This is a genomic window from Anabaena catenula FACHB-362 (assembly GCF_014698735.1).
Classification (GTDB): Bacteria; Cyanobacteriota; Cyanobacteriia; order Cyanobacteriales; family Nostocaceae; genus Anabaena; species Anabaena variabilis_A.
Genome location: NZ_JACJTQ010000019.1, coordinates 72,416 through 97,104 on the forward strand (window position 1 = coordinate 72,416; position 24,689 = coordinate 97,104).

General features: G+C 38.6%; 23 protein-coding genes and 2 tRNA genes. 2 read left to right on the forward strand and 23 right to left on the reverse strand.

Annotated elements, in window-relative coordinates:
• Positions 1-4: 4 nt before the first annotated feature.
• From H6G68_RS13960 to H6G68_RS13970, 3 genes are all read right to left on the reverse strand, one after another.
• Positions 5-778 (reverse strand): MlaE family lipid ABC transporter permease subunit, encoded by a 774-nt coding sequence (locus H6G68_RS13960; protein ID WP_190907188.1) that lies wholly within the window; start codon positions 776-778, stop codon positions 5-7.
• A 78-nt stretch (positions 779-856) separates the two neighbouring features.
• On the reverse strand, positions 857-1,600 hold the full coding sequence (gene rph, locus H6G68_RS13965; protein ID WP_190907189.1) for a ribonuclease PH: 744 nt from the start codon (positions 1,598-1,600) through the stop codon (positions 857-859).
• A 191-nt stretch (positions 1,601-1,791) separates the two neighbouring features.
• Complete coding sequence (locus H6G68_RS13970) at positions 1,792-2,367, reverse strand: nucleoside monophosphate kinase (RefSeq protein ID WP_190907190.1); 576 nt, start codon at positions 2,365-2,367, stop codon at positions 1,792-1,794.
• Positions 2,368-2,717: 350 nt separating this feature from the next.
• Between H6G68_RS13970 and H6G68_RS13975 the strand changes: the two genes are divergently transcribed.
• Complete coding sequence (locus tag H6G68_RS13975) at positions 2,718-3,254, forward strand: P-loop NTPase family protein (RefSeq protein ID WP_190907191.1); 537 nt, start codon at positions 2,718-2,720, stop codon at positions 3,252-3,254.
• A gap of 21 nt (positions 3,255-3,275) precedes the next feature.
• Here the strand turns inward: H6G68_RS13975 and H6G68_RS13980 are convergent, their stop codons facing one another.
• From H6G68_RS13980 to H6G68_RS14065, 18 genes are all read right to left on the reverse strand, one after another.
• A complete protein-coding gene (locus H6G68_RS13980) occupies positions 3,276-6,452 on the reverse strand; it encodes a type I restriction endonuclease subunit R (RefSeq protein WP_190907192.1) in 3,177 nt (1,058 codons plus the stop codon).
• Between the two features lie 554 nt (positions 6,453-7,006).
• The gene (locus H6G68_RS13985; protein WP_190907193.1) at positions 7,007-8,260 is read right to left on the reverse strand and encodes a restriction endonuclease subunit S; all 1,254 of its coding nucleotides are present in this window, start codon (positions 8,258-8,260) and stop codon (positions 7,007-7,009) included.
• A 153-nt stretch (positions 8,261-8,413) separates the two neighbouring features.
• Positions 8,414-8,587 (reverse strand): ribbon-helix-helix domain-containing protein, encoded by a 174-nt coding sequence (locus H6G68_RS27210; RefSeq protein ID WP_242045259.1) that lies wholly within the window; start codon positions 8,585-8,587, stop codon positions 8,414-8,416.
• A gap of 13 nt (positions 8,588-8,600) precedes the next feature.
• Positions 8,601-8,942, reverse strand: coding sequence for a type II toxin-antitoxin system PemK/MazF family toxin (locus H6G68_RS13995; protein WP_190907194.1), 342 nt, complete (start codon positions 8,940-8,942; stop codon positions 8,601-8,603).
• A complete protein-coding gene (locus H6G68_RS14000) occupies positions 8,939-9,220 on the reverse strand; it encodes a hypothetical protein (protein ID WP_190907219.1) in 282 nt (93 codons plus the stop codon). The genes H6G68_RS13995 and H6G68_RS14000 overlap by 4 nt, the downstream gene beginning before the upstream one ends.
• 26 nt (positions 9,221-9,246) lie before the next feature.
• A complete protein-coding gene (locus tag H6G68_RS14005; protein WP_190907195.1) occupies positions 9,247-10,830 on the reverse strand; it encodes a type I restriction-modification system subunit M in 1,584 nt (527 codons plus the stop codon).
• A 257-nt stretch (positions 10,831-11,087) separates the two neighbouring features.
• Positions 11,088-11,159: transfer RNA gene (locus H6G68_RS14010), tRNA-Thr, on the reverse strand.
• A gap of 86 nt (positions 11,160-11,245) precedes the next feature.
• Positions 11,246-11,331 (reverse strand) — tRNA-Tyr (locus H6G68_RS14015).
• Between the two features lie 111 nt (positions 11,332-11,442).
• Positions 11,443-13,263 (reverse strand): ABC transporter ATP-binding protein, encoded by a 1,821-nt coding sequence (locus tag H6G68_RS14020; protein ID WP_190907196.1) that lies wholly within the window; start codon positions 13,261-13,263, stop codon positions 11,443-11,445.
• A gap of 88 nt (positions 13,264-13,351) precedes the next feature.
• A complete protein-coding gene (locus tag H6G68_RS14025) occupies positions 13,352-14,146 on the reverse strand; it encodes a DUF6816 family protein (RefSeq protein WP_190907197.1) in 795 nt (264 codons plus the stop codon).
• Between the two features lie 127 nt (positions 14,147-14,273).
• A complete protein-coding gene (locus H6G68_RS14030) occupies positions 14,274-14,681 on the reverse strand; it encodes a ChuX/HutX family heme-like substrate-binding protein (protein WP_190907198.1) in 408 nt (135 codons plus the stop codon).
• 118 nt (positions 14,682-14,799) lie between these two features.
• Positions 14,800-15,753, reverse strand: a complete 954-nt coding sequence (locus tag H6G68_RS14035) for a PhoH family protein (RefSeq protein WP_190907199.1) — start codon at positions 15,751-15,753, stop codon at positions 14,800-14,802.
• A 601-nt stretch (positions 15,754-16,354) separates the two neighbouring features.
• Positions 16,355-16,747, reverse strand: a complete 393-nt coding sequence (locus tag H6G68_RS14040) for a KH domain-containing protein (RefSeq protein WP_127054853.1) — start codon at positions 16,745-16,747, stop codon at positions 16,355-16,357.
• A gap of 7 nt (positions 16,748-16,754) precedes the next feature.
• On the reverse strand, positions 16,755-17,015 hold the full coding sequence (gene rpsP / locus H6G68_RS14045) for a 30S ribosomal protein S16 (RefSeq protein ID WP_190907218.1): 261 nt from the start codon (positions 17,013-17,015) through the stop codon (positions 16,755-16,757).
• Positions 17,016-17,169: 154 nt separating this feature from the next.
• Positions 17,170-18,621 carry a signal recognition particle protein gene (ffh, locus tag H6G68_RS14050; protein ID WP_190907200.1) on the reverse strand — a complete coding sequence of 484 codons (1,452 nt, stop codon included), beginning with the start codon at positions 18,619-18,621 and terminating at the stop codon, positions 17,170-17,172.
• A gap of 377 nt (positions 18,622-18,998) precedes the next feature.
• Positions 18,999-19,484 (reverse strand): hypothetical protein, encoded by a 486-nt coding sequence (locus tag H6G68_RS14055; protein WP_190907201.1) that lies wholly within the window; start codon positions 19,482-19,484, stop codon positions 18,999-19,001.
• 42 nt (positions 19,485-19,526) lie between these two features.
• A complete protein-coding gene (locus H6G68_RS14060; RefSeq protein WP_190907202.1) occupies positions 19,527-20,897 on the reverse strand; it encodes an aminopeptidase P family protein in 1,371 nt (456 codons plus the stop codon).
• A gap of 693 nt (positions 20,898-21,590) precedes the next feature.
• Positions 21,591-22,238, reverse strand: coding sequence for a DUF4347 domain-containing protein (locus H6G68_RS14065; protein ID WP_242045261.1), 648 nt, complete (start codon positions 22,236-22,238; stop codon positions 21,591-21,593).
• Between the two features lie 346 nt (positions 22,239-22,584).
• Between H6G68_RS14065 and H6G68_RS14070 the strand changes: the two genes are divergently transcribed.
• Entirely contained in the window at positions 22,585-22,938 is a 354-nt protein-coding gene (locus H6G68_RS14070) for a BON domain-containing protein (protein WP_190907203.1), read from the forward strand.
• A 169-nt stretch (positions 22,939-23,107) separates the two neighbouring features.
• Here H6G68_RS14070 and H6G68_RS14075 read toward each other — a convergent pair whose 3' ends face one another.
• Both H6G68_RS14075 and H6G68_RS14080 read right to left on the reverse strand, forming a co-directional pair.
• A complete protein-coding gene (locus tag H6G68_RS14075) occupies positions 23,108-23,494 on the reverse strand; it encodes a four helix bundle protein (protein ID WP_190907204.1) in 387 nt (128 codons plus the stop codon).
• 71 nt (positions 23,495-23,565) lie between these two features.
• Positions 23,566-24,471, reverse strand: coding sequence for an alpha/beta fold hydrolase (locus tag H6G68_RS14080; RefSeq protein WP_190907205.1), 906 nt, complete (start codon positions 24,469-24,471; stop codon positions 23,566-23,568).
• Between the last annotated feature and the right edge of the window lie 218 nt (positions 24,472-24,689).

Sequence of the window (24,689 nt, forward strand, 5' to 3'; positions counted from 1 at the left end):
AAATTCAAAGTATAGGCTGCTCAAACAGTAGCAACGCCAGTACAAAATCCATAATAAAAATTGCTACCCAAGTAGTCACAACTGCTGTTGTAGCAGATTCTCCTACTTCTTTAGCTCCACCTTTAGTAGTTAATCCCCAACTACAGCCATTAACAGCAACTATAGCCCCAAAAATTAACCCTTTGAGCAAAACAATCAACACATCTGAAGGCAATAAAAAATCTCTGACTGACTCTAAAAACGTCTCTGGAACCACCTGATAAAATTGTGAGGCCGCAAAAGCTCCACCAGTGATACCCATTAATAAAGCGAATATCATCATTAAGGGCATCATCAAACAGCAAGCAATAACTCTTGGTAGTACAAGATAATCAATGGGATCAGTTTTGAGCATATACAGCGCGTCAATCTGCTCTGTGACCCGCATTGCACCTATTTCTGCCGCAAAAGCTGAACCAACTTGTCCAGCAATGATACTAGCAGTCAAAATTGGCGCTAATTCTCGACAAAAGGCTAAAGCAAAAGCACCACCGACACTCTCTACAGCACCAAATCTGACTAATTCTCTTGCCGTTTGAATGGTGAAAATCATCCCAGCAAAACCACTGACTAGCAGAACTGGTGAGAGGGAAGCTGGGCCTGCCGTCACCATATGCTCTAAAATTTTCCGGTAGTAAGTTTTTCCTTGAAGTAAATGCAGGCAGATTTGACCAAATAGGAGGACTGTGGCAAAACAGCGAACAATCCACAATTGCTCTAAATTTCTTTTTGGTTGCAACTTTACCGCCAATTAATATTGAATTTTCTTATTCAGTTAATATTCATCACAACTAAACATGGACTGGAAACATTACTCCTAATTTCTTACAAATAAGGTATCCCAATCAGCAATTGCATCCCGTTGAGCAATTAATAATTCCTGAATGCCTTTTTCTGAGAAATCCAGCAATTGATTTAACTGGGTACGGCTAAAGCTACCTTCTTCTGCTGTTCCCTGAACTTCAATGATGCCAAGTGTGTGGTTCATGACCACGTTAAAATCTACAGTTGCGGCTACGTCTTCAATGTAGTTAAGATCCAAAAATGGCTCTTCTTGCAATAAACCCACAGAAACTGCTGCCACTTGTCCACACAAGGGCGAGCGCTCTAATACTCCATCTTGTAATAATTTAGAAATTGCTTGAGCTAAAGCCACAAAACTGCCTGTAATTGCTGTTGTCCTGGTTCCAGCATCTGCTTGTAACACGTCAGCATCTACAGTCAATGTCCGTTCTCCCAAAATATCAAAATCCAAAGCTGCTCTTAAACTGCGGCCAATTAAACGTTGAATTTCTTGTGTCCTTCCCGATAATTTCATAAATTCCCTTTCATGCCTTTGTTGAGTGGCAGATGGTAACATCCGATATTCAGCAGTTAACCAACCTTTACCAGTTCCTTTTAAAAACTTCGGCACTCCCTCAGTAACGCTGACAGTACAGAGTACTTGAGTATCTCCGCTTTTAGCCAAAACAGAACCGGGAGTAAAGCGAGTGAAACCGGGTAAAAAACTATGAGGGCGAAGTTCGTAGGGTTTTCGACCGTCTGGACGCTGCCAAGTCATTGGAGTTGCCTCAAAATTTGGGATGCTTTTAGATTACCGCAGGAGAATGGGGTATTGGGGAAGAAGGTGACAGTTGACAGGTGACAGGTGACAGTGAAGAAGAAGGGCTAGATGCAGTTAGGCAAAAGTATTGATAGAAGGATAGAAGGGTTAATTTTCTCCCCCTGCTCCCTGCTCCCTGCCTCCTACTGTCACCCAAGTAAAGTCAGAATATTGTGCTGTACCTGTTCTGGGGAATGGTCACCATTAATAGTTAACAGACGGCGACGACGGTCATAATATTCTAAAATAGGGACAGTGCGATCGTAGAATAACTCTACCCGGCGCTGCACAATCTCTGGTTGATCATCTGGGAGCGATCGCCCTAAAGATCGGCTAACCATTACTGCCTCTGCTACTTGCAGATAAATTGCCCAATTTAGTTTCTGTTCTAAACTGTCTAACAAAAAATCTAATTCTTCAGCTTGGAAGGCTGTTCTAGGATAACCCTCTAATATCCAGCCACGATTTACATCCTCCTGGTTGAGGCGAACTTTGATAAATTCAATCATGATCTCGTCTGGGACTAATTCCCCTTTTTCTACGTATGGCTGGGTGAGGCTGCCTAACTCATTCAGTGTATTGTAGCCATTACCCGATTTTTCGTTAGATATCGCTTCCCGTAAAATCTCACCTGTGGAAATCAAAGGAACATCAAAGTATTTGCAGAGCCTTTCTGCTTGAGTGCTTTTTCCAGATCCTGAACCTCCTAAAATCACTAATTTCACAACAATTTACTCCTCTTAATCTCAAAATTCTGACTTTTTAACTCTTGTTTGCCAAAATCAAATGATAAATCCAAGATTTTCATGATTCTCAGTCCATCAATTCAGTGGTTTAATGGATGGACAGAGGCAACTGATTGTTGTTATTTTTACAACTACTTTCATCTAAAAAAACAAAATCTTAATTAAAATTGCTCTTGACTTCAGAATAAATCTAGTGATTGACTAAAAGAATGCCAATCGTAAAAATACACTCAATCTGTACAAAATAGATTAATCATACAGCGTAAACTTGCTATTACTATTCACAGAAAAAGCTATTTAATGTATTGTGACTTTTTCACCTTATCTCTATGGTTGCCCAGCTAGAACCCTCAAGTATCAATTCGACTCTCAGCCTACCATATTCAGTTCAAGGACTAGTGCAAGTTTTCACTTCCTCTCAGCGTAATTTTTTTACGACTGTTATGGCGCAAGCACTGAGAATTGCTGGTCAAGGTACACCAGTTTTAATAGTTCAATTTCTCAAAGGCGGTATTCGTCAAGGAGCGGAAAGACCTATACAAATGGGTCAACATTTAGATTGGTTTCGCTGTGATTTACCGCGCTGCATTGATACACCACAGCTAGAGGAAACGGAAACCGAAGCCTTACAGCAGTTGTGGCAGTATACACAAAAAGTGGTGTCTGAAGGTAAGTATTCTCTGGTTGTTTTAGATGAATTAAGTTTAGCTATTAAGTTTGGCTTAATTCCAGAAGCAGAGGTTTTAGAGTTTCTGACAAAACGCCCTCCCCATGTTGATCTTATTCTCACTGGAACGGAAATACCTACATCTATACTGGATGTAGCAGATCAAATTACAGAAATTCGCCGTAGTCATCAACCTTAAATCTGGTATTTTCGGCTAGTATTACAGCTTTTCTATCTCGTAAATACTACTTCCCTTTCCTGAATAAGACTCATAGATATGCTGATAAATTTCTAAACATTTTTGCTCATATACCTCTGTTGAGTAACTTTGAGGTAATTTATCGAGAATATCTTTAATTGTCACCTCTACACCTGCTCTAGTTTGCTGGCGTTTTCTCCAGTCTAAAACTAGCTTTTCTTTTTTTAATGTTTCTAATAATTCTCTAGCTACTTGCTTTACTTCTAATTCTTCTGCTTTGGTGAGGTTAATTTCTGGTTTAGTTAATAAATCAAAAATGGCTAATTCATCTTCAGTTAATTTATTCACTATTGCTCTTTTATCTTCTGTCTTTAAATCTTGAGCAAAGTTAATCAACTCATTAAAGAACCATTCCACATTTCTAGAACCAGCATTATACTCATCTATCATTTTCTGAAATTTATCTAGATAGTTAATCCGGGTTCTATTTAACTGCACCATCTTTTGTAATTGGCTGTTAATATTCCCCTTAAGTTTCTCTGCTACTGTCCGCTGATAACCAGTATTAAACTGTGCTTGTAATGCGTCAAAATCTAAATCATTGAGATTTACTAATTGGCTAGGATGATTAGAGATGATAAATTGTCCAGCCATGATAGAATCATCTAGTAATTCTTCTACCTGTTCTACAACATCAGATACATCTATATCTGGAACTTCTAACCTAATTGTATCAGCTAACCTTGTTAATAAGGCTTGACTTTTGGTAAATTCACCAGCAGAGATATCAGGTAAAATAGCGTTATAAAGCTTAGTGACATTGTTAACAATAGAAAAATAATTGCGTTTAGCATCATCATTTACTAATATTGCTTCTACAGATTCATCCCAGAATTTAGTATTTAAAAAAGCATCTTGGATATTTTCTAACTGGGTAAAGTCAATTCCTTTATCTTGACAAAATACCAAAGCTTCCGTTATTGCTGTTCTTAATTGTCCCACTAAAGCTGATTTGTTTTTAACAGGTGTATCTCCCTCTTGAATACCACCACCGGCAGCAGAACCATAAATAGATAATGCTTCTTGTAAATCTCTAAATACACCGATATAATCAACTATTAAACCGTTATTTTTATCTTTAAAAACACGGTTTGCTCTAGCTATAGTTTGCATGAGCGTATGGTTATACATGGGTTTATCTAAATAGATAGTGGAACAGCTAGGAACATCAAAACCTGTTATCCACATTGCACAAACAAATACTATTCTTAATGGGTTATCAACATCTTTAAATTTCTCATCTAGTGCTGGTGACTCCTTCACCATTCTTTGACGGTGAGAGGTGATATCTAATTGTTTTTTCTGAAATGCTTCTATTTCACCTTGAGATTGAGAAATTATTACCGCCATGTCTGTTTCTTCCATATAGCGAATTTGTTTAGAAAGTCGCTTCTGTTCAAATTCACTAATATTTGATGTTGCTAATTCTGTTTTAAGTTTGGTTAAATGTTGTTGCCAATAATCCTGGACTTTGTTATACATTTTTACAGCAGTAAATCTATCAATAGAAACTACCATTGCTTTACCTTTGTAGCCTCTATTTAAAAAATGAGTGACGATATCAGCCGCTATTACTTCTAAACGGTCATTTCTGGTAATAAGTTGATATTGTCTAGCGCATTGTCTTTCTAAATTCTGTTCTTCTTCTTCGTCTAACATGGCATTATCAATAATGCGATAGACATCTTCATTTAACTCATCATTTTTTAATTGCAGTTCAGGAATACGATTTTCATAAAATAGCGGAACTGTGGCGTTATCTTCTACTGATTGACGGAAGTTATAAATACTAATATAATTACCAAATTCTTCTCTAGTTTTTTCTTCTCCTGCCATTAATGGTGTACCTGTAAAGCCAATAAATGCCGCTTTTGGTAAAGCTTTTCTCATATTTAAAGCATATATATCATATTGGCTACGGTGAGCTTCATCAGCAATGACGATAATGTCTGAACGGTCAGATAATAAAGGGTATGTTTCACCTTTTTCTGTACGGAATTTTTGAATTAATGTGAATATATAGCGGTGATCTTCTTTGAGTAATTGTTTTAAATGTTCAGCATTTTTAGCTCTTACTTCCTTTTCTGGTTCTGTAACTACTCCAGAATAAGCAAAATTTTTATATATTTGCTGGTCTAGATCTTCTCTATCTGTAACTATTAAAAATGTCCAGTTACCAACTAATTTACGGAGTATTTTTTGTGATAAAAAAACCATTGAATAGCTTTTTCCGCTTCCTTGGGTATGCCAAAATACTCCTAATTTACCTTGATTATTTTTAATATCTTTAACTGCTTCTATAGCACTATTGACACCTAAAAACTGATGATTTTTAGCGACTATCTTAACTAATTTACCTTTTGCAGTGTAGAAAAAGATAAAGTTTTCTATCAAATCTAACAACCGTGTTTGATCACAAGTTCCTTTGATGATAGTATCTAAAGAAATTATCCCTTCTTCACCTTCATCATTGATTTTTTTCCATTCGCTGTAGTGTTCCCATGAAGCGGTTAAACTACCAATACGGCTTTTGCTACCATTAGAAAGAATAATTACAGCGTTGTACCAGAAAAGTTGAGGAATTGTCCGTTTATAGTCTTGTAAATTATTTTTATAAGCTAATTCTAAACGTTTATGGTTGGCTTTGAGTTCAATAAATACTAAAGGTAAACCATTAATAAAACCTATTAAGTCAGCGCGTCTTTTATAAATATCACCTGTTATCCAAAATTGAGAAGCTAGGAAGAAATCATTATTGCTGGGTGTGTTCCAGTCAATAACTTTTACCGTTTCTTTTATTTCTTCATGGTTAGCATCTTTAAAGCTGACTTTTACCCCAGTTTTTAATAGTTGGTAAATTTCTTTATTGGCATTTTCTAAACTTAATGTACTACGACTGCGGGTAAGTTCTTCTATTGCTAATTCTACCGCTTCCTGTGGTAAGTCTGGGTTAATTGTGGTTAAGGCTGTACGCAGTTTAGAAAATAACACTACCTCATCCCTTATTTCTCTCCCTAATGTGCCATTTATGCCTATTTTTTCATCGTAGCAGTTAGCGGTATTCCAGCCTAATTCTGAGAATAACTTAATGGTGGCGTTTTCTAATGCTTGTTCTGAGTCGGGGTGAGGATAGCGCATAAATGCTGGTGTATTTACACATGGTTCTGTATTTATTATGCACTATTTTTTATTGTCAGAATCAGTTGTAGGTTGGGTTGAGGAACGATACCCAACACATTGTATTATTGTCAGAATCAGGATGTCCAGGATTTGAGGATTTACAGGATGATAAATTATGATGATAAATTATATTTACCGATGATTTTTTTCAGTCGGTTTTAACCGACTTGTGCTATGAGACGGGGAATTAATTCCTCGGCGGTTAATGATGCGAAACGGGGCGGTTGATGATGCTAATTGAGATAGAATTGATGGTATTAGACATCTCCGGAAATTAAATATACGTAACCTAAAGCCCTTGTAGAGACGTTCCATGGAACGTCTCTACAATATTTACCGGAGATGTCTATTTATTGTGATGATTGCAATTTCACATCATTTGCTCATGAGTATCAATTAACGCCTGAGAAGAAATTCTCAGTCTCATAGTTGAAGTCGATTAAAACCGACTAATATTATGGTTGGTTATCAATGAAAACAATATATTGATGTTGTTCCATTTTTATTTTGTTTTATGCTGCAATTTTTTCTGTGTCTATTTCTAGTTTTTCAACGTCTATTTCTCCTGAGATAAGTTTGGGGAGGAGTAAGTCGCGGGTTTTTTGGAGGTTTTTGTTTTTAAATATTAAAATCTGTATTTGCTGAACAGCATTTTCTATAAAATTATTAAATTGTTCAAGTATAGAAGATGATGGAATTACAAGAGGATATTTAGTTAAAATATCCCAATTAGCTCTAGGCATTTTTGTTCCTTGTGATGTTTGTGTTGTATGATTAATAAAATCTTCACTAGAAACACAACTAAGAACAATTGAAAAGTATTGTGAGATTTTTGGATTAATAACTATAGTATCTGAAGAACAAATTCCATCAATAGGTGCTACACCTACTTTATGAAAATAAGGTCTAATTTTACCAAAAAGTATTTCACCTTTATAAAACACTAATTTTGTACTTTGTACTTCTCCTGCTTTTCCCCACTCAGATAAAGCAATTGATTTTCTTGGTAGATGTTCTAAACCAAAATAAGGTGTTTCAGGGTCAACAGTATCAGGATTAATTCCTCTTCTAACTTCTTGAGCAATATCTCCTAACTCTTTAACCTCCCACCCTTCAGGAATTAAACCTAACTCAGACTCAACCATTCTTACCTGTTCATGACCAGGAAAGCGGAATTTTACAAACCACTCATTGTAGAGAGTTTGCGCCATTTCTTCTAATATTTTGATGCGTCTTGTGTTGTTTTCGATTAAGTCGTCGTAGTTGGAGAGGATAGAGGCGATTTTTTGTTGTATTTTTAGTTCATGAACTTGTATTTCAATATTTTCAAAACTACTTTTGTTTACATTTTCACGACCAGATGTAGAACCAGCATTTAATTGTTTTAGATGAGGAAGGTAATTTCTAATCAAATAATATACATAAAGTTGATCATATTTAGAATGATTAACTACAATACTATTTATTTGCTGATTAGTAAAACACTCTTGACTTGTGAGGCACATCTTTTTACCAATTGTGCCAATACAAACAACGCAAATGGAATTTTTAGGCAATGCCTTAATTGCTTGATATTCATAACCTGCATCTGATAAAGTTATTTCGGTTTCAAAAAGATATCTTTGGTCTTCGGAAATATCAGATGGCTTAATAAAAAGATATTTCCCATCAAAATAAGCTTTATTAGCTGTCGGTGGTGTTGTACCTGTAATAACTTTTCCTAAGTCTTTTATTTTAATTGTTTGTGTTAATGTTTTTTTCTTCATAATTAAATATTATCTAATAATAGATTTACATTGTCGGAAATTCTTTCTTATAACTCTCTAGCTTCCAAATTCAACATTGTTACCTTCCCGTGCTTTTCTAAATTTTTCTAAAATTTCCATCACAACAGTTTCACCATCTAAACCTTCCCCTCTTTAAAGTTCCGCAAGTCCAACGTCTATTTTTTGTCGTAATTCTTCCAGTCTTCTTTCTCTATTAATTAACAACATAAAAGCCTTATTAATAATATCATCAACATCTTTATATCTACCCGTAGCAAGCAGAGAATTAATCAGTTGTTCCGTTTCTGGATTCAAGTTAATTTTCATAAATTGTTGCTTTTTACAAACCCATCAGAATTCTTAATCTTTCTTCAACTTCTGCCAATATTTGCTCAGAAACTACACCTAATTTATTAGTCAATCTTTCCACAGAAATTGAACGCACATCTTCACACTTAATAAAACTTTGTAAACTTAAACCTCCTTCAGGTGGATTAACTTCTACATGAAACGGTATACCCTTATATTTAGAGGTAATGGGTAAAACTACAACCAAACCTGATGGACTTTGATTAAACAAATCTACAGATATAATTAAACAAGGTCTTTTTCCAGCTTGTTCATGTCCTCTAACTGGGTTAAGGTCTACAAACCAAATGTCACCCCGTGAAATATTACTCAAAATTCCTCCAAACCATCATTTAAAGTTTGCTCCCATAATTCCCGTTCTGCTAACTCATCTTGCCATAATTCCGGGTTATTTCTTAACTCAGCATAAGCTTTATTAGCTGCTAACAAAAACTGTTTCCGCTTCTCATCTTGACTATCAACGTTTACTTCTCCTTTGCTATCTTCAGTTAAAATAATCACCTCTAATCTTTGTCCAGGTGTAAATGGTAAATCAGATAAAATTATCTGTTTGGTATCATCAATAGTGATATATGTTTTGTAAGCGTTCATAACTTAATCCTGTTGCATTTCTCTATTTAACTCTGTTCTAACAAAAACCTGACACTTTCCGCAATCCTTTCTTCCAACTCCCGCGCTTCCACATTCAAAACTTCCAACTCCTCATTCAACTCCTCCAACCTTTCCGCAAAATCAAAATCCTCCACAACCTTCTCCGCAACTCCCACATAACGACCAGGGTTTAAACTCCAACCTTGTGCTTCTATCTCATTAATAGTTGCAACCTTACACAACCCAGCAACATCAATATATTTACCTTCTGGGAATTTCTCTTGTAGAGATAATTCATGAATTATCCCTACGTCTTCATGATTTGTTTCTACTGCTTCACCTCTATATAACCTGACAATATTAGCGATAAACTCTATCTGTGCTGATGTAAATTCTCGATGCGCTCTATCAATTTGTGTAAAAATATGTCTAGCATCAAGAAACAAAATCTTATTCTTACGAATTGTATCTCTTTTCCCCCTATCAAAAAACCATAAAGTACAAGGTAAAGTCACGGTGTAGAAGAAATTAGAACCTACAGCAACCATGACATCTACTACACCTAATTGGATTAATTTTTTGCGAATTTCTAACTCAGAACTTCTCGCATCACTAGCAGAGTTAGCCATGACAAATCCGGCTCTGCCTGTTTCATTTAAATTACTATAAAATAAATTAATCCAGATATAGTTAGCATTATCTGTTTTGGGTAATCCCAACTCTTGAAAGCGGATATCACCTTTCATTTTTTCCTTATCCACCTTATCAACATTAAATGGTGGATTTGCCATCACAAAATCAAAATAGTTAATATAATCTATATCTGCATGATTAATTCCATAATAAGTATTACCTTGTTTTATATTTCCTGAAAGTCCATGTACTGCTAAATTCATCTGACATAAATTTACAGTTTCTTCTACTTTCTCCTGACCATAAATACTAATTTCTTTACTAGGATTCTTTTTATGTCTTTCTATAAATTTCGCACTTTGAACAAACATACCCCCAGAACCGCACGCAGGGTCATATATACGCCCGTAATATGGTTCTATTATTTCCACAATTAATTTAACTATAGAAGTAGGTGTAAAGAATTCTCCACCTTTTTGCCCTTCACTCATGGCAAATTTACCAAGGAAGTATTCATAAATCTTCCCGAAAGCATCCCCTTCTAAATCTGCACCAAAATCAATTTTATTAAACTTTTTTAATAATTCAACTAATAATTCATTATCTAAATTAGTATAGCTATTAGGTAAAGCCCCTTCTAAATCTTTATTTTCTTTTTCTATTGCCTTCATGGCATCATTTATCTTTTTACCAAAATTTTCATCTTCAGGTAAATTGAGTAAATAAGAAAATCTTGCCTCTTCGGGTAAATACATGACACCTTTATCATGATAATCACCTTTATTAATTTTTCTTCTACTGCTTCCTTTGCTTTTTAATTCCTGCTCAATTTTGGTAAATTTCCAATCAGCATAACGCAGAAAAATCAAGCCTAATACTGGTACAGAATATTCAGAAGATTTAAGTTTAGAATTTGCCCTGAGTTCATCAGCAGCATCCCATAAACGCTTTTCTAAATCTGTTGTGTTGGCAGCCATAGAGGAACAATCATAATGAAACCTTATGAATTGTACGACTATCTGTACCTTAAAATACCTGATTACATATAATTGTTAGATACAGCAGATTGCAGATCAATGAGGTACAGAATCTAGATTGAAACCTATACACCAAGCCAGTTTTACTTCTGACTCCTGACTCCTGACTCCTGACTCCTGCTGTATGTGATACAATGCTAAAGTACAGCCAACTTATGCAAATGGCTGAAATTATTGATTTTTCTATGATTTCAAAAAGCCCGTGACGAGGATTGAACTCGTGACCTCACCCTTACCAAGGGTGTGCTCTACCACTGAGCCACACGGGCAAAATTAGACTTGATTTTTGAAATATAAGTTACAAAGCTGAGAAGTTTACTCGACACTCAGCTATTGTAACTCACATCTCTAGAAGTGGTGGGCCGAGCTGGATTTGAACCAGCGTAGGCGTAAACCAACGGATTTACAGTCCGTCTCCATTAACCACTCGGACATCGACCCGTTCTGTCCCACGTTTTACAATAATATCACTAGTTCTCTGGTTTGGCAAGGGCTAAAAACAATTTTTTTCTTTAAAAACTAGAAAGCTTGTAAATAATGGGTTTCGAGTGGTTAAACGATGATATCTCCTGTTTCTTGCAGGGAGTGTAAGCGGTGGTAAATGCCTTCTTGGCGCAATAACTCAGCGTGGCTACCTACTTCGGCAATTCTTCCTTGGTCTAGAACCACGATTTTATCGGCTTCTCTGACTGTGGTGAGACGGTGGGCGATGATAATTGTGGTACGAGTTCCTTGAATTGAACGCATGGCTAATTGAATGGAACGCTCAGACTCGTAATCTAGGCTAGAGGTAGCTTCATCAAAAATCAGTATGTCCGGTTCTACCAATAACGCCCTAGCAATTCCTAAGCGCTGTCTTTGTCCACCTGATAACCTCACACCTCTTTCACCCACAACTGTGTAATAACCTTGGGGTAGGTGCTGAACTACTTCGTCAACTTTGGCAATTCGACAAGCTTCCTGTACTTGCTCAAAGGTTGCATTTGGCCGACCATATTTGAGGTTATCTAAGATAGTACCGTTAAAAACATCTACTTCTTGGTGAACGATCGCTAATCTACGTCTATAATTACCTACATCTAAGGTGCGAATGTCTTCACCATCAATCAAAATTTGCCCTGTTTGCGGTTCAAAATAGCGCAAAAGCAACTTTACTAAAGTAGATTTACCAGATCCAGATATTCCCACTAAGGCTACTGTTTGATATGGCTCAATCAAGAGATTTATATCTTGCAAAACTTGACGGTTGCTATCATATCCAAAACTAATGTGAGAGAATTCTAATTTGCCAGTAAATTCATAAGGAATTTTTGTCGAAATTTCTTCTGATATAAGTCCATCTGAATCTACTCCTGATGGTGTTTGCAGAAATTCATGAAACCGCATCATAGCAGAATAGCGACGAGCAAAAGATTCGGCTAGATTGCTGATGGGTTCTAACTCAGAATATGCCATGCTAGAAAGAGTTAAAGTCATTACAAAATGACCAAGAGAAATTTTACCGTTTAGTGTAGCGACTAGAGTTAGACCCAAAATCATAAACACACAAAACTGAATCACAGTCTTTTGCAAAGTTGCCAGTTTCACATAACCTTTGTGAAGTCGGTAATCAACTACTTTTAATTCTCGATGCAAACGTTGTTTTTGTCGCTCAAGTTCCTTTGCTTCTGTTGCAAATGCTTTAACTGTTTTGATGTTTGTGACAATTTCTGATGTGCGGCTTTCTGTGTTCTCCATATATTTATCTAATCCCATTTCGCAGCCAATTAGCTGCTGCAATTGCTTCAAGCTAAAGCTGAGGATAAGTATAAAAGAAATCAGAAATAAAGCTGCAATTCGCCATTCTATAAAGGCAATAAATACAAATATTCCCAATACACGCAATAATTTAGGAATAAATTGACCGGCAATTTCAGGATAACCCCAGGTGTGGTTAGCAAGACCTCTAGCTATTCTTCCTGCTATACGTCCGGGGTTATTTTCATCATAAAATTCTAGTGGAAGTGTGAGAATTTTGGCTATGGCTGTTTGGGTTTTATCTCGACGCGCTCTTAAGGCTATATCCCAGTGAAACCAAAGAGTTAACCAAGGCTGTGTGGGCGCTCTAACTACGGTAACCAAAAATATTAAACCTAGTAATAAAGCCAGCGATAGAGATTTATTAACTGGATAATTTGTGATATTTGCAAGGGTAAAAATTGCTTCTTGTACTGGTTTGTCTAAGGGTTGATTAGACAAAACATTTAATATTTGTCCAATCGCATAAGGTACAACTAAATCAATAATTTCGTAAAGACTGGATGCGGTAATGCTGAAAATACTCAACTTCCAGTAAGGACGAAAATAATTGATAATATCTCGAAAATTCGCCATGATTAACAATATTATAAAGCATGACCATTAGCTGATAAACTTTATACTACAGTTATGCTACAAAAGAGTCAAGCTGTAAACGATTAAATCATTCTTGAGACATATTTTGCTGTGCTGGGGACAAAAAATCGAGTCGATAACGATAAAGAGCAACCGGTCGAGAACCAGCTGTAAAATAATCTGGATCTTGCGGAGAAAGGTAGACAGCAGTAACTTGATCTGCTTCAATAGATGGATGAGATTTTGAAAGTTTGTGGTAAGCAGTAGTAGATTCTACAGAATTAAAATAGGGACGAGAACCACCTTTAAATAATTGTTGAAATACTTCTGTGGTGATAAACTGATTAGGTGATGTTTCTGTAGCGCGTGCAGTGACAATAGAAACTAATTGACGTTCGCCACGTAAGAAGGTAATTTGACGATTCGGTGATTGTGGATCTATTTTGACTGCTAAAATAGCATCATTTCCTAAATAAGCTCTTGATAAATTTAAGCTGTTAAATACTCTATCAGCTACTAATATTTGATTTTTACTATCTGTTTTGGGGATAAGTTTTGAACCTGAAACTTGCGGTTTAACTTTTATAAATCTCACTAAAAAACTGATAGGTTGATTTAGTTGGCGACGATTTCCTTCAAACCCAGGTGTGATGATATCTGGTGCTAAAGGTGCGGCTAAATCTACTAAAGTACTGGTAACTTGCCAATTTCCAGCCATCCAATCAGGATATACTAAATCCCCCTCGGCTGGTTTAACTGAAGTTAATTTTTCCCATTGAGGAAAATTTGCTAATCTTTCTGCTAATTCTCCGGCTTGAGCTTCGCTATTTCCTAGTAGGAGTAAAAGCATTAAAAAAAAGCTAAAACTTATTTTAATAAACATACTAATATTAGATTTTAGGAAGATTTAGCGTTGATGATTGGTGTCAATTGATATTTTTAAGGGAGGCAGAGCCTCCTAATTGCATTCCCAGTCAGAGACTGGGAACGAGAGGAATTTAGGTATTAAATTACAGCGTCTCAATTGGTAAAGGTTGCCAAACTTCTCCATACTTTTCTTTTAAAGCTTGCCAAAATTCTACTTGACCTGGTTCATATTCTCCGGGTTTGCCCCATTGTAGAAATATGCTTAATGCAGGTTCTTGTTTTTCATCTAAAAGCCGAATTGCATAAGTTGTAAAGTTGCCTCTTTTTGCTTCACCTGTTTCAAATTTCACTTGAGTAATTTTGTCCATATTCAGGTGAAATTCAAAGTCATCTGTGTGCATATTTGCATATTTGCCTTTGAGCAATTCGGCATAAAATAGTTTTTCAATCTTACATCTTGCTTCTAAAACAGTGGCGCTGCTGGTGACAATGAGCCTGACATTACCTAAGTTTTGGCAATCTTCTATAAATTCTCTCAAAGTGGTATTCATAAGCTGTTTTTTTTAGTAATGATTAATGACTAATAACTAATGATTTATTGATGTTAGAAGCCCACGTATTTATGGGATCAATCTAAAATCTAAAATCCAAAATTATCTGACTAATTGACTATTTGTCGTACTGTTCATAGGCAGCAACAATGCGCTGTACTAGAGGATGACGCACGACATCTTTCTGGGTAAATTCGCAGAAGGCAATGCCTTCAACGTGTTTAAGAATTTGTAAAGCTATAGATAGACCTGATTGTTGGTTAATTGGTAAATCGGTTTGGGTGATGTCACCTGTAATTACCATGCGAGAACCAAAACCCAAGCGAGTCAAAACCATTTTCATCTGCGCGGGTGTGGTATTTTGGGCTTCATCAACAATTACAAAGGCGTTACTCAAAGTCCGCCCCCGCATATAGGCGAGGGGTGCAACTTCAATTACACCGCGTTCTATCAAATTAGGGACTTTTTCGGGGTCGATAAATTCATGAATAGCATCATAAAGGGGGCGGAGATAGGGATCGACTTTTTGCTGCAAATCTCCGGGTAGAAATCCAAGTTTTTCACCGGCTTCGACGGCTGGACGGGTTAAAATTATGCGTTCAAACTGATTAGAGAGGAGTTCTTGGACGGCGACAACAACGGCGAGATAGGTTTTACCAGTTCCAGCTGGTCCAATACCAAAGGTGAGGTCTCGTTTGCGGATGGATTCGATGTATTGTCGCTGACGAAAGGTTTTGGCGCGAATTTCTTGACCCCGGCGAGTTTTGGAAAGGATGTCTCGCTGTAGGTCTTGTAGTTCACCTTGGCGATCGCTCTCTATAGCTTGACGGGCTGTTAAAATGTCAGCAGTTGAGATATTATTACCTTTACTCCAGAGACTTTCGAGCGATCGCACTAATTGCGCCGCTAGTTCAACTTGCTTGTCTGTCCCAGCAATCAGTAGTTCCTGTCCACGTAAAACTAAGCTGGCTCCTGTTTGTTGAGATAGGAATTTGAGATTTGCTTCCCCATATCCTGCTAGTGCGATCGCACTAGGAATATTAGGCAGCTGAATTGTTAAAGCACCTGCCATAGTTTTTTAGCAATTAGGTGAGAAGCCGTTTTTGACAAAGTTCGTATTTTCCTAAAGAAGCCAACAAAATATTTTTTTAAATTTTTATAAGAATTGAATATATTTTAACCTGAAATATGATTTAAAAATTACTTGTTTGAAAATAGTTATAGTAGAGAATTCTTAACTATTAACAGCCTTCAAAGTCTTTTGGTACCTGGGTTTGACGGTGAGTTTATGTCATCAAGCTTGTATTAGTAAAATAGTGTCAGCAATTAAACCCTCTTACCGCTTGGCTTTGTGAATATATTTTGGACTTCATTTACCTGCAATATGCAGTGTATCAATTAAAAAAATATACCATCGGTTTTCGGGCAGGGTGCAGGGTGCAGGGGGAGGAAAAGTCGTTTTGATTAGCCGAAATTGAATAATTTATTTTTTGGAGTTCCCTAAAGATAAAATTCTATTGATTCTGAGAATAGGCCAGCAACAGATGTCTATACTTTACTGATAATTCCGTCATAGTAACGAAAGATTCCGAAAAGATTTGACTATCTTGTTGCTACCTGTCTCAATCTTTCCCACAACTGATTACGGGTTGAGTTCTCTCAAATTTCCCAGTTTAGACCAAGCGAGAACGGGGTTTAGCAACAGGCATGGGAATGTTTCCACTTCTTTCTCTCGATTTTGGTGGTGGTATTCTTTCTTCCTGTTCTTCATCAAAAGACATACCATCTCGACTTTGGGAACTGCTGCCGTAGATGTCCAGGTATACTGATTGCCCTGCCAGTTCTGCGGCGGCGGAGATTACTGTGCGAATCGCCTGAATATTGCGTCCTCCGCGACCAAAGACTTTTCCTTTGTCTGTGGCTTCAAAGGCGATGCGAATCCAAGCCCGTTTCAGGTTTTCAGATATTTCACAATCGACGCTTAAAGACTCTGGAGATTCTAAAAACGGTTGTACTAGAAACTTAACCAGCCCAACATAGTTAGGACTGGTTGTTAGTGATTTCATCTCAAGTTTATGATGCGGCTGTTGCACTGACCTGTTCAAAAACATTAGCTTTTACAAGGATGCGACGTACAGTGTCGGTGGGTTGAGCGCCTTGCTGTAGTCGCTTGACGATGCCGGGAATGTCTAGTCTGACTTCATCGGTTCTGGGGTTGTAGAATCCTAGTTCTTCTAGGGGACGACCATCACGGCGAGATAGGTCGTTAATAGCAATAATGCGGTAACTTGCTTCCCGCTTTTTACCGAATCGCTTCAAGCGCAGTTTGATCATGTCGAGAAATCGTTCTCCTGTTTGTAGGTAGTGATTTTGTGAATGAAATGATAATTCTAGCACGTTGTCAGTGGAAGAAGGCAAAAGCCAAGAGGCAAGAGGTTGAACGTTAATTTCTCCTGTTCCCTCTTTCCTATTCCCTATTCCCTCTCGCCTAAAGAGTGCCAAAGCCTTTTTTCTTTTTCTCTTTCTTTTTCTTTTGGGCGGGTAGTGCGCCACCGGGATAACCGCGCCAACCTGGGGAAGGGCGATTGCCTGCGGCTAAGGGGTTGCCGCCGCCGCCGAACATTCCTGGCATACCGGGGAAATTGCCTTGACCCATTTGTTGCATGAGCGATCGCATTTTTTGGAAATCAGCTACCAATTTGCTGACATCTGCTTCTCTATAGCCTGAACCCGAAGCAATTCGCCGCCGCCGACTGGGAGAACTAGATAATAAATCTGGATCACGCCGTTCTTGGCCAGTCATGGAATTAATCATGGCTTCACAGCGTTTTAGCTGGGTTTCCCCTTGCTTTAACTGGTCATCGGAAAGCTTGCCCATGCCCGGAATCATCTTCATGATCCCACCCAAAGAACCCATATTTTTCAACAAACGCATCTGTTTGAGAAAATCTGTAAAGTCGAACTTCGCCGACAAAATTTTCTCTTGCATTTGCTCGGCATCGGCCAAGTCTATTTCTTCCTGGGCTTTTTCTACTAAAGTCAGAACGTCTCCCATACCGAGAATCCGGGAAGCCATCCGGTCAGGATAAAACGGTTGCAGCGCCTCGACTTTTTCACCGACACCGACAAACTTAATCGGCGCACCGGAAATTTGGCGTACTGACAAGGCTGCACCACCCCGGCTATCACCATCCATTTTGGTCAGGATTGCCCCAGTAATCCCAATTTGAACATGGAAGGTGCGGGTGAGATTTGCAGCCTCTTGACCAGTCATTGAGTCAACAACCAAGAGGGTTTCATCTGGTTGGACTGTTGACTTTATCCGGGCTAATTCCGCCATCATCTCTTGGTCAATTTGTAACCGACCGGCGGTATCAATAATGACTGTATTTATCCCTTCAGCCCTGGCGCGTTCCACACCTTGGCGGGCAATTTCTACAGGATCTGCGTCGCTACCTAATTCAAATACTGGTACATCAATTTGCTTACCGAGTGTGATTAGCTGGTCAATAGCTGCGGGACGATATATGTCTGTGGCGACTAACAAGCAACTACGCTCTAATTTCCGTAAATGTAAAGCTAATTTAGCGGTAGCGGTGGTTTTACCAGTACCTTGTAAACCAGCCATGAGGACGACAGTGGTTTTACCCTCAACTTCTGCCAGGGGAACATTTTCTTCCCCCATTACCTGCACCAGTTCATCGTAAACAATTTTGATAAACTGTTGGTCAGGACGCACGCCTGCAATTACCTCGGCTCCTTGAGCTTTGGTTTCAACTTCGGTAATAAAATCTTTAACGACTTGGAGGTTGACATCTGCTTCCAACAAGGCGCGGCGCACTTCCCGCAAAGCGTCTTGAATGTTGGATTGAGAGATTTTATCTTGTCCCCGCAGTTTTTTCCAGGCGGACTCTAAACGGTCAGACAGTGCATCAAACATAATTCAGTTACAACGTAGTTAGTCAATGGGGGAGTCTGAATTGCTGCTGGGTGCGATTCAGAAAAGGATGCTCTTTACCAGCTTAGTAGTTTTCATGGCGAGTGTAGCAAGGGTATGCCTATATCTATGATGAAATAGCTAACTCTTGTTAATGTGGGGCAGGGGGCAGGGAGCAGGGGGAGGAAAAGTAAGTACCCATGCATCAATGTTCAATATTTACAGGATTTACGCACGAATCATGAACTATTGAACCGCGAAGACGCAAAGAACGCGAAGGAAAGAGGGTTTGAAAGGTTTTTTTCGTAAGTCCTGTTTTTTAACCGAGTACCGTGGGTCTAAATCCCCGTCACAAAAATTAATTACAAATTACGAATTATTTAAGAACTGCCTTTTTTTGATTGATTGACTGCTGGTTTTGAACGTTCCTGTTGATAAAAACGGACAACTTTTTTAACGTAGTCAGCAGTAAAACCTTTGTCACAGCCTGTATAATTACCAGTCATCCACCAACAAGCGACTCCACGCACAGCAGCGGTTTCGTTATTTTTTGTAGTTTGAATTTGATTATTTAACTCCCGTTGTGTGATGCAGGAGATAACTTGACGGGCTATTTTGGGGTTATTTTCAAACTGAGTTGGTGTTAATTCTTTTTTCAGACAAGTTTTTGACCAACCTTTGAGAGTGTCTGGTTTGACTTGCCATTCACTATAATATCCATCATTGGGATTGTTGGTCTGGGGTGCAGCTAGTCGCAGTGCTTCTACCATTGCGGCAACTTTGGGATCTGCAACTGGTTGCTGTGCTTGAGCTAAGAATGGCGATAGTCCTAAGCTGATCATAAATGCGGCGAGTAGCGATCGCATGGGCTTGCTCCTGATAACTTTGAATTTGTCTCACGATTTAGTTTAACTAACTAGCAAGTCTTCGACAGCACTAGCTTGATTTGGTAAATCAGCGGTTAAAACTTCCCTACCTATTTCTGTAACTAATACATCATCTTCTATGCGGATTCCACGTACGTCGGCAAATTGTTCTAGTCTTTCCCAATTGACTAAATATTGATATTGAGAACGAGTTTTCGGATCATTGAGAATGGCTGGAACTTGGTAAAATCCAGGTTCAATGGTGACTAACATTCCCGGACGTAGGGGACGATTTAACCGCAGATAACTTAAACCGAAGCGATCGCTCCTTGTTCTGCCTTCATCATACCCGGCTACATCGCCCAAATCTTCCATATCATGAACATCTAAACCCAAAAGATGTCCAATTCCGTGGGGAAAAAACAGCGCATGAACATCCATTTTTACTAAATCTTTTGGCTTACCTTGTAAAATCCCCAAATCTACCAAACCTTCAGCAATCACAGTCGCCGCTAACAGATGAATTTCTGCATATTCCACACCAGGGGCGATATTTTCAATACAAGCATCATGGGCGGCTAAAACAATATCATAAATATCTCTTTGGGTAGATGAAAATTTACCAGAAACTGGATATGTACGGGTAATATCCGCAGCCCAACCTGTCTCAGTTTCTGCACCGACATCAGCTAGGAGTAAATCCCCTGGTTGCAGGGAGTTGTAATAATGCCCATTGTGTAAAACTTCGCCATGTACTGTCACAATACTAGTGTAAGCAGTGGTCATATTTTGACTCATAATTACTGCTTCCATTGCGGCGCGGACTTCTGCTTCTAGTTTAGCTTGAGGTGTAGCAGCCATTCCCGCTTTGTGTGCTTCTACACTCACAGCCGCTGCTTTACGTAATTCTACTAACGCCGCTGCATCGTGGGTGAGACGTAAGGAAACAATAGCTTTAGCTAGTTCTAAATCAATTCCTGCAAGTTGATTTTTCGGTAACACCCATCTATCTAAAAGTTGTGTTTGCTGTGTCCAAGTGGCAGCATCTTGAACAGGAAGAGTAGCAGCATTTTCTAAATAATCTTTTAATTCTGCCATTGGTCTGGCATCATCTGCGCCTATTGTTGCGGCGATTTCTTCACGGGTTGGCATTTCTCCATGCCACAGGGCGCTGCTGGGGTGGGGGTCATCTATAAATAGTTGTAGATTGCTACTTTCTAGGCGAATAGCGGCGTTTTGCAGAGGAATTCCGGCGAAATAGAGGAAATGGCTATTGGCGCGAAAGGGAAAGGTATTAGCGAGGAAGTTGCGGGGACTGCTACTACCAGACCAAAGAATTGCCGGAAAATCAATCAGGGTGGCTAGTTTTTGGCGACGGTGACGGAGGGTTTCTGGGAAGGTGGAGGTGTACATAAGTTATATCGTGTTCGGTTAAAGACTTATAGTTATGGAACCGTGCGGTGAGTTTTTAATAAGTAATTAAACGAACATAATATATAAAAGTCAAAACCACATATTTTGTAGGGGTTTAGCAGCTACGCAACATAGGTGTCAACTTAATGTAAATCGATGTTCCTTAAAGCCAGGGAATAAATTCCCTGTCTAAAAGCTAAAGTCGGTTTAAACCGACTATTTTGGCATCAAGAGGATAATTTTTGATTTTGAGTTAACCAGAGTGCGTTTTAACGCACTTTAGCTTTTAGACCGGAACTTGAGTTCCGGGCGGGTTTGTTCTCAGTTGACACCACTGTTGCGTAGCTGCTAAACCCCGACCTGATGTAATCAAACGATTAAGTATGATCTTAATTATCTTAGTTTTATTTTATGATAATTCTTCCTTATCAAATTTATCATAACACATTTAAAACTCCATGTCAACACTGCTCTTCCTCTCTAAGCGTCAGGTTCACATTTACGGAAGATGTCTGATAGCGTAGCGTGGCGCAAGCCATATCAGGATGAACAGGATTTAAGGATGAACAGGATGAAGATGAAAATTCTATAAACCCTAAGCGTAGGGTGGGTTAGCAAAAGCGTAACCCACCAAAATCATCAACCACTAATTAACTAAACAAGAAATTAGCACCAAACAGGTTGACATTCACATCAGCACCAACAAAGCCAGACGTACCAGATAAAGTAGCCTACAACTGTCACAGCATTAGCATAGCTTAAACGATCCCACACGCCGACTAATGTGGGTGCGAATACTCCCTGATAGGTGTTGAGAGTGTCTGCACGAAAAACAATATCCGACAAATAAGGTAGAGATGTTTCATGTAACGTCTCTACATCTGTAACGGGAATATTAACTTCTAACTCCCAATTTCCCCCTAATGCTGCATTTCCCGTTTTTGTTACTGACGCGCTAATGGTTGCGTTGGTAATCTCATGTAATTTTCTAATAAATTCTTCCCCAGCATCCCCCGCAGCGACGTTACAGCCGTAGAGTAATATATTCTGGCTTTGCCAACGCTGCAATAAGTCAGCATATTTACTGATGTTATCTAAATTCAGTTGACTATTTCCTAAATACAAACATCCCGGAGAACCGTGGGAAACGATATGTACTGTGCTAATTTGAGGATTTTGTTGTAAAAATTCGGTAATTTCCTCAATTCCGTCTCGATTTGGGGAAAGAATGACCGATTTTACTCCTTCCACAACTCCTGTCTGTAGGGTTTGGTAGTCGGAAACGGAAGAATCAATAAAGACAACTGTGGTGGTTTGATTGATTAAAGAGTTATTCAACATATTTTTTTTGTTTTCACCTGATAACAAAGCTTTATTTCCTGTCGCATTGTGAACTTTAGGGGTTTATTAATGCTAAATCCCTATTATTTCTCATACAGACAGGTTTAAACATGGCTATAATCCTAATGTATTTAATTTATAGAGTAAACCGTGTTTTTGCGGTTATTGAATATGAATTTGTGATAAACACTTAATATCACAGACGTGACATATATAAAAATCGGACATAAATCATACCCTTAGTAGAAATATTGGTTAGTAAATATCCTTTCAGGGGTAGATGTTACTTTTTCTTCAAGAGTTTATACTTGAGGTGTATAAACCTTGAAGTAAGAGAAAAATTGTTATGGGTTGGTTAAAAAGACTTTTTGGCATGGAAAAATCGGAAAATGCACAAGTAAATCCGACTCCTCAACCAGTACCACAAGGTGCAGCTACTGCTACCCAAAGCATTGCTCCAGAACGTCTAGGATTAAATGGAGAATATGACCAAAGCGGTTTAGCCAAACGAGTAGCATTGGCGTTTGACGAAGATCCCCAACTTGATGACGTTGATACTCTCTGGGTTGCTCAAACGAGCAGCACTGTGGTACTAAAAGGTAAAGTTCCTAGTCAGGATATTCTCAACAAGATGATTGCTGTAGCTGGTTCCGTAAATGGTGCTACGGGTGTAAACACTGATCAAGTTACAGTTGGCTAGTGTATTCGTAATCGTGAAAATTTCCATCTAACCTGTCACCGGGAGCGATGTGAAAAAGTGAGATTCCTTCGTTTGGGCAGGGAGCAGGGAGCAGGGAGCAGGGAGCAGGGAGCAGGGAGCAGGGAGCAGGGAGCAGGGAGCAGGGAGCAGGGAGCAGGGGGATTAGAAATTAGCGTTTTATAAGCCAGGGAGATGGATTGTTGATTATAGTTACTAGAATGCCTAAAACTCGGTTGTAAGTTCCATAAAGTTCTCTGCCTGTATCAACATCTAAATAACTACATTTCACAGCAAATTTAAGCCAAGTCTGAGTTTCTGCTGCTTCAGCTTCTGAATCATTCAATTTAGCGATAAAAGCCGCCTCATAACGACGCTTTCTCCATGCTTCTGCAAGATTTGCACAAACAGAGCGTGATGATCTACGAATTTGGTCAGTCAATGAATATCTTTCCTCTATGGGAAACTTCTTTGACAATTCAAAGATTTTCATGGCGACATCAAATGCCATTTTGTATACTTCTAGGTCTTCATGACTTTTGATTGGTTCTTTTTCCATTCCCCCTGCTCCCTGCCCCCTGCCCCCTTCTGTTTTTATGATGATCTCACAAAATCGCGTTGCTCCGCCTGTCACCTATTCTTCTCAATCCAATTCAAAATCACCTTGTTAACCTGTTCTGGTGCTTCATCATGGGGACAGTGACCAACATCTTCTAAATGCAGCAGTTCTAATTTATCGTTATATCGAGCAAATTCACTAGCCAAAATTGGGGGAACAAATCGATCTTTTTTTCCCCAAATCAATAACATAGGAATTGTTAAGTTTGGTAATGTTTTCTTGACACTGGGACTAAAGTTTACGCCAATTGAAGCTTTGAAAAGAGCGATAAAAGCAAGGGTAGAACCTCTATCTTGAGGAGGTCCAGCTAAAATTTCTATGAGTTCGTCGGTGATAGCTTCTGGGTTAGCATAAGCAAGACTAGCCCAGCGTCGCAGTACACCTGGCCGTCGTACCAGATTAAAAAGAGGTTTCAGAATCACACCAGAAGCAATAATACTTTTTATTCCTCTGACTACTGGGTGCAAAAAAGCGGGAAGGAGTTCTTGTTCCAACGTTGGATCTGGCAAACTCATCATTACTATACCCTGCACCATATCAGGATGGGCAGCAGCAGCAACCATAGAAATCAGTGAACCATTAGAATTGCCTACCAATATTACTGGTTGACGGATAAATGCTTTCCAAAAGTCGTAAACCTGTTCTACCCAAAGTTGGACGCTGTAATTAGCTGGGGCTTTTTCCGAAGCGCCAAAACCTAGCATATCTAAAGCGTAAACTGTATGATGTTCGCCCAAAACTTCTAAATTTTGTCGCCAATGACCAATGGAAGCACCGAACCCATGTAGCAAAATTAAAGGTGTTTGATTTTGATGATTTTGACGAGGACGGATATACGTATAGCGGATTTGCCAACCCCGCCAAACCCAGTCCCTTTGATTACCAACCCGCTGCTGCCAAGATAACGCAGTGGTCACAGGTTCCTCCAACTCATGAGTTTGGAAACATTTCTTTTCTCTATTTTAGCAGTGTAGTTATAAGTGGTAGTTATATATTTAACCCAGATATCTGGACTATCCGTTGATTGGTAAAAATGTCAAGCCATTGCTCAAAAATGTAATAATACTCAATATTAGCCGAATTTATGTAATTTAAATTAACTATTGTAGGGAAATTATATCAAAGTGAGTAGAAT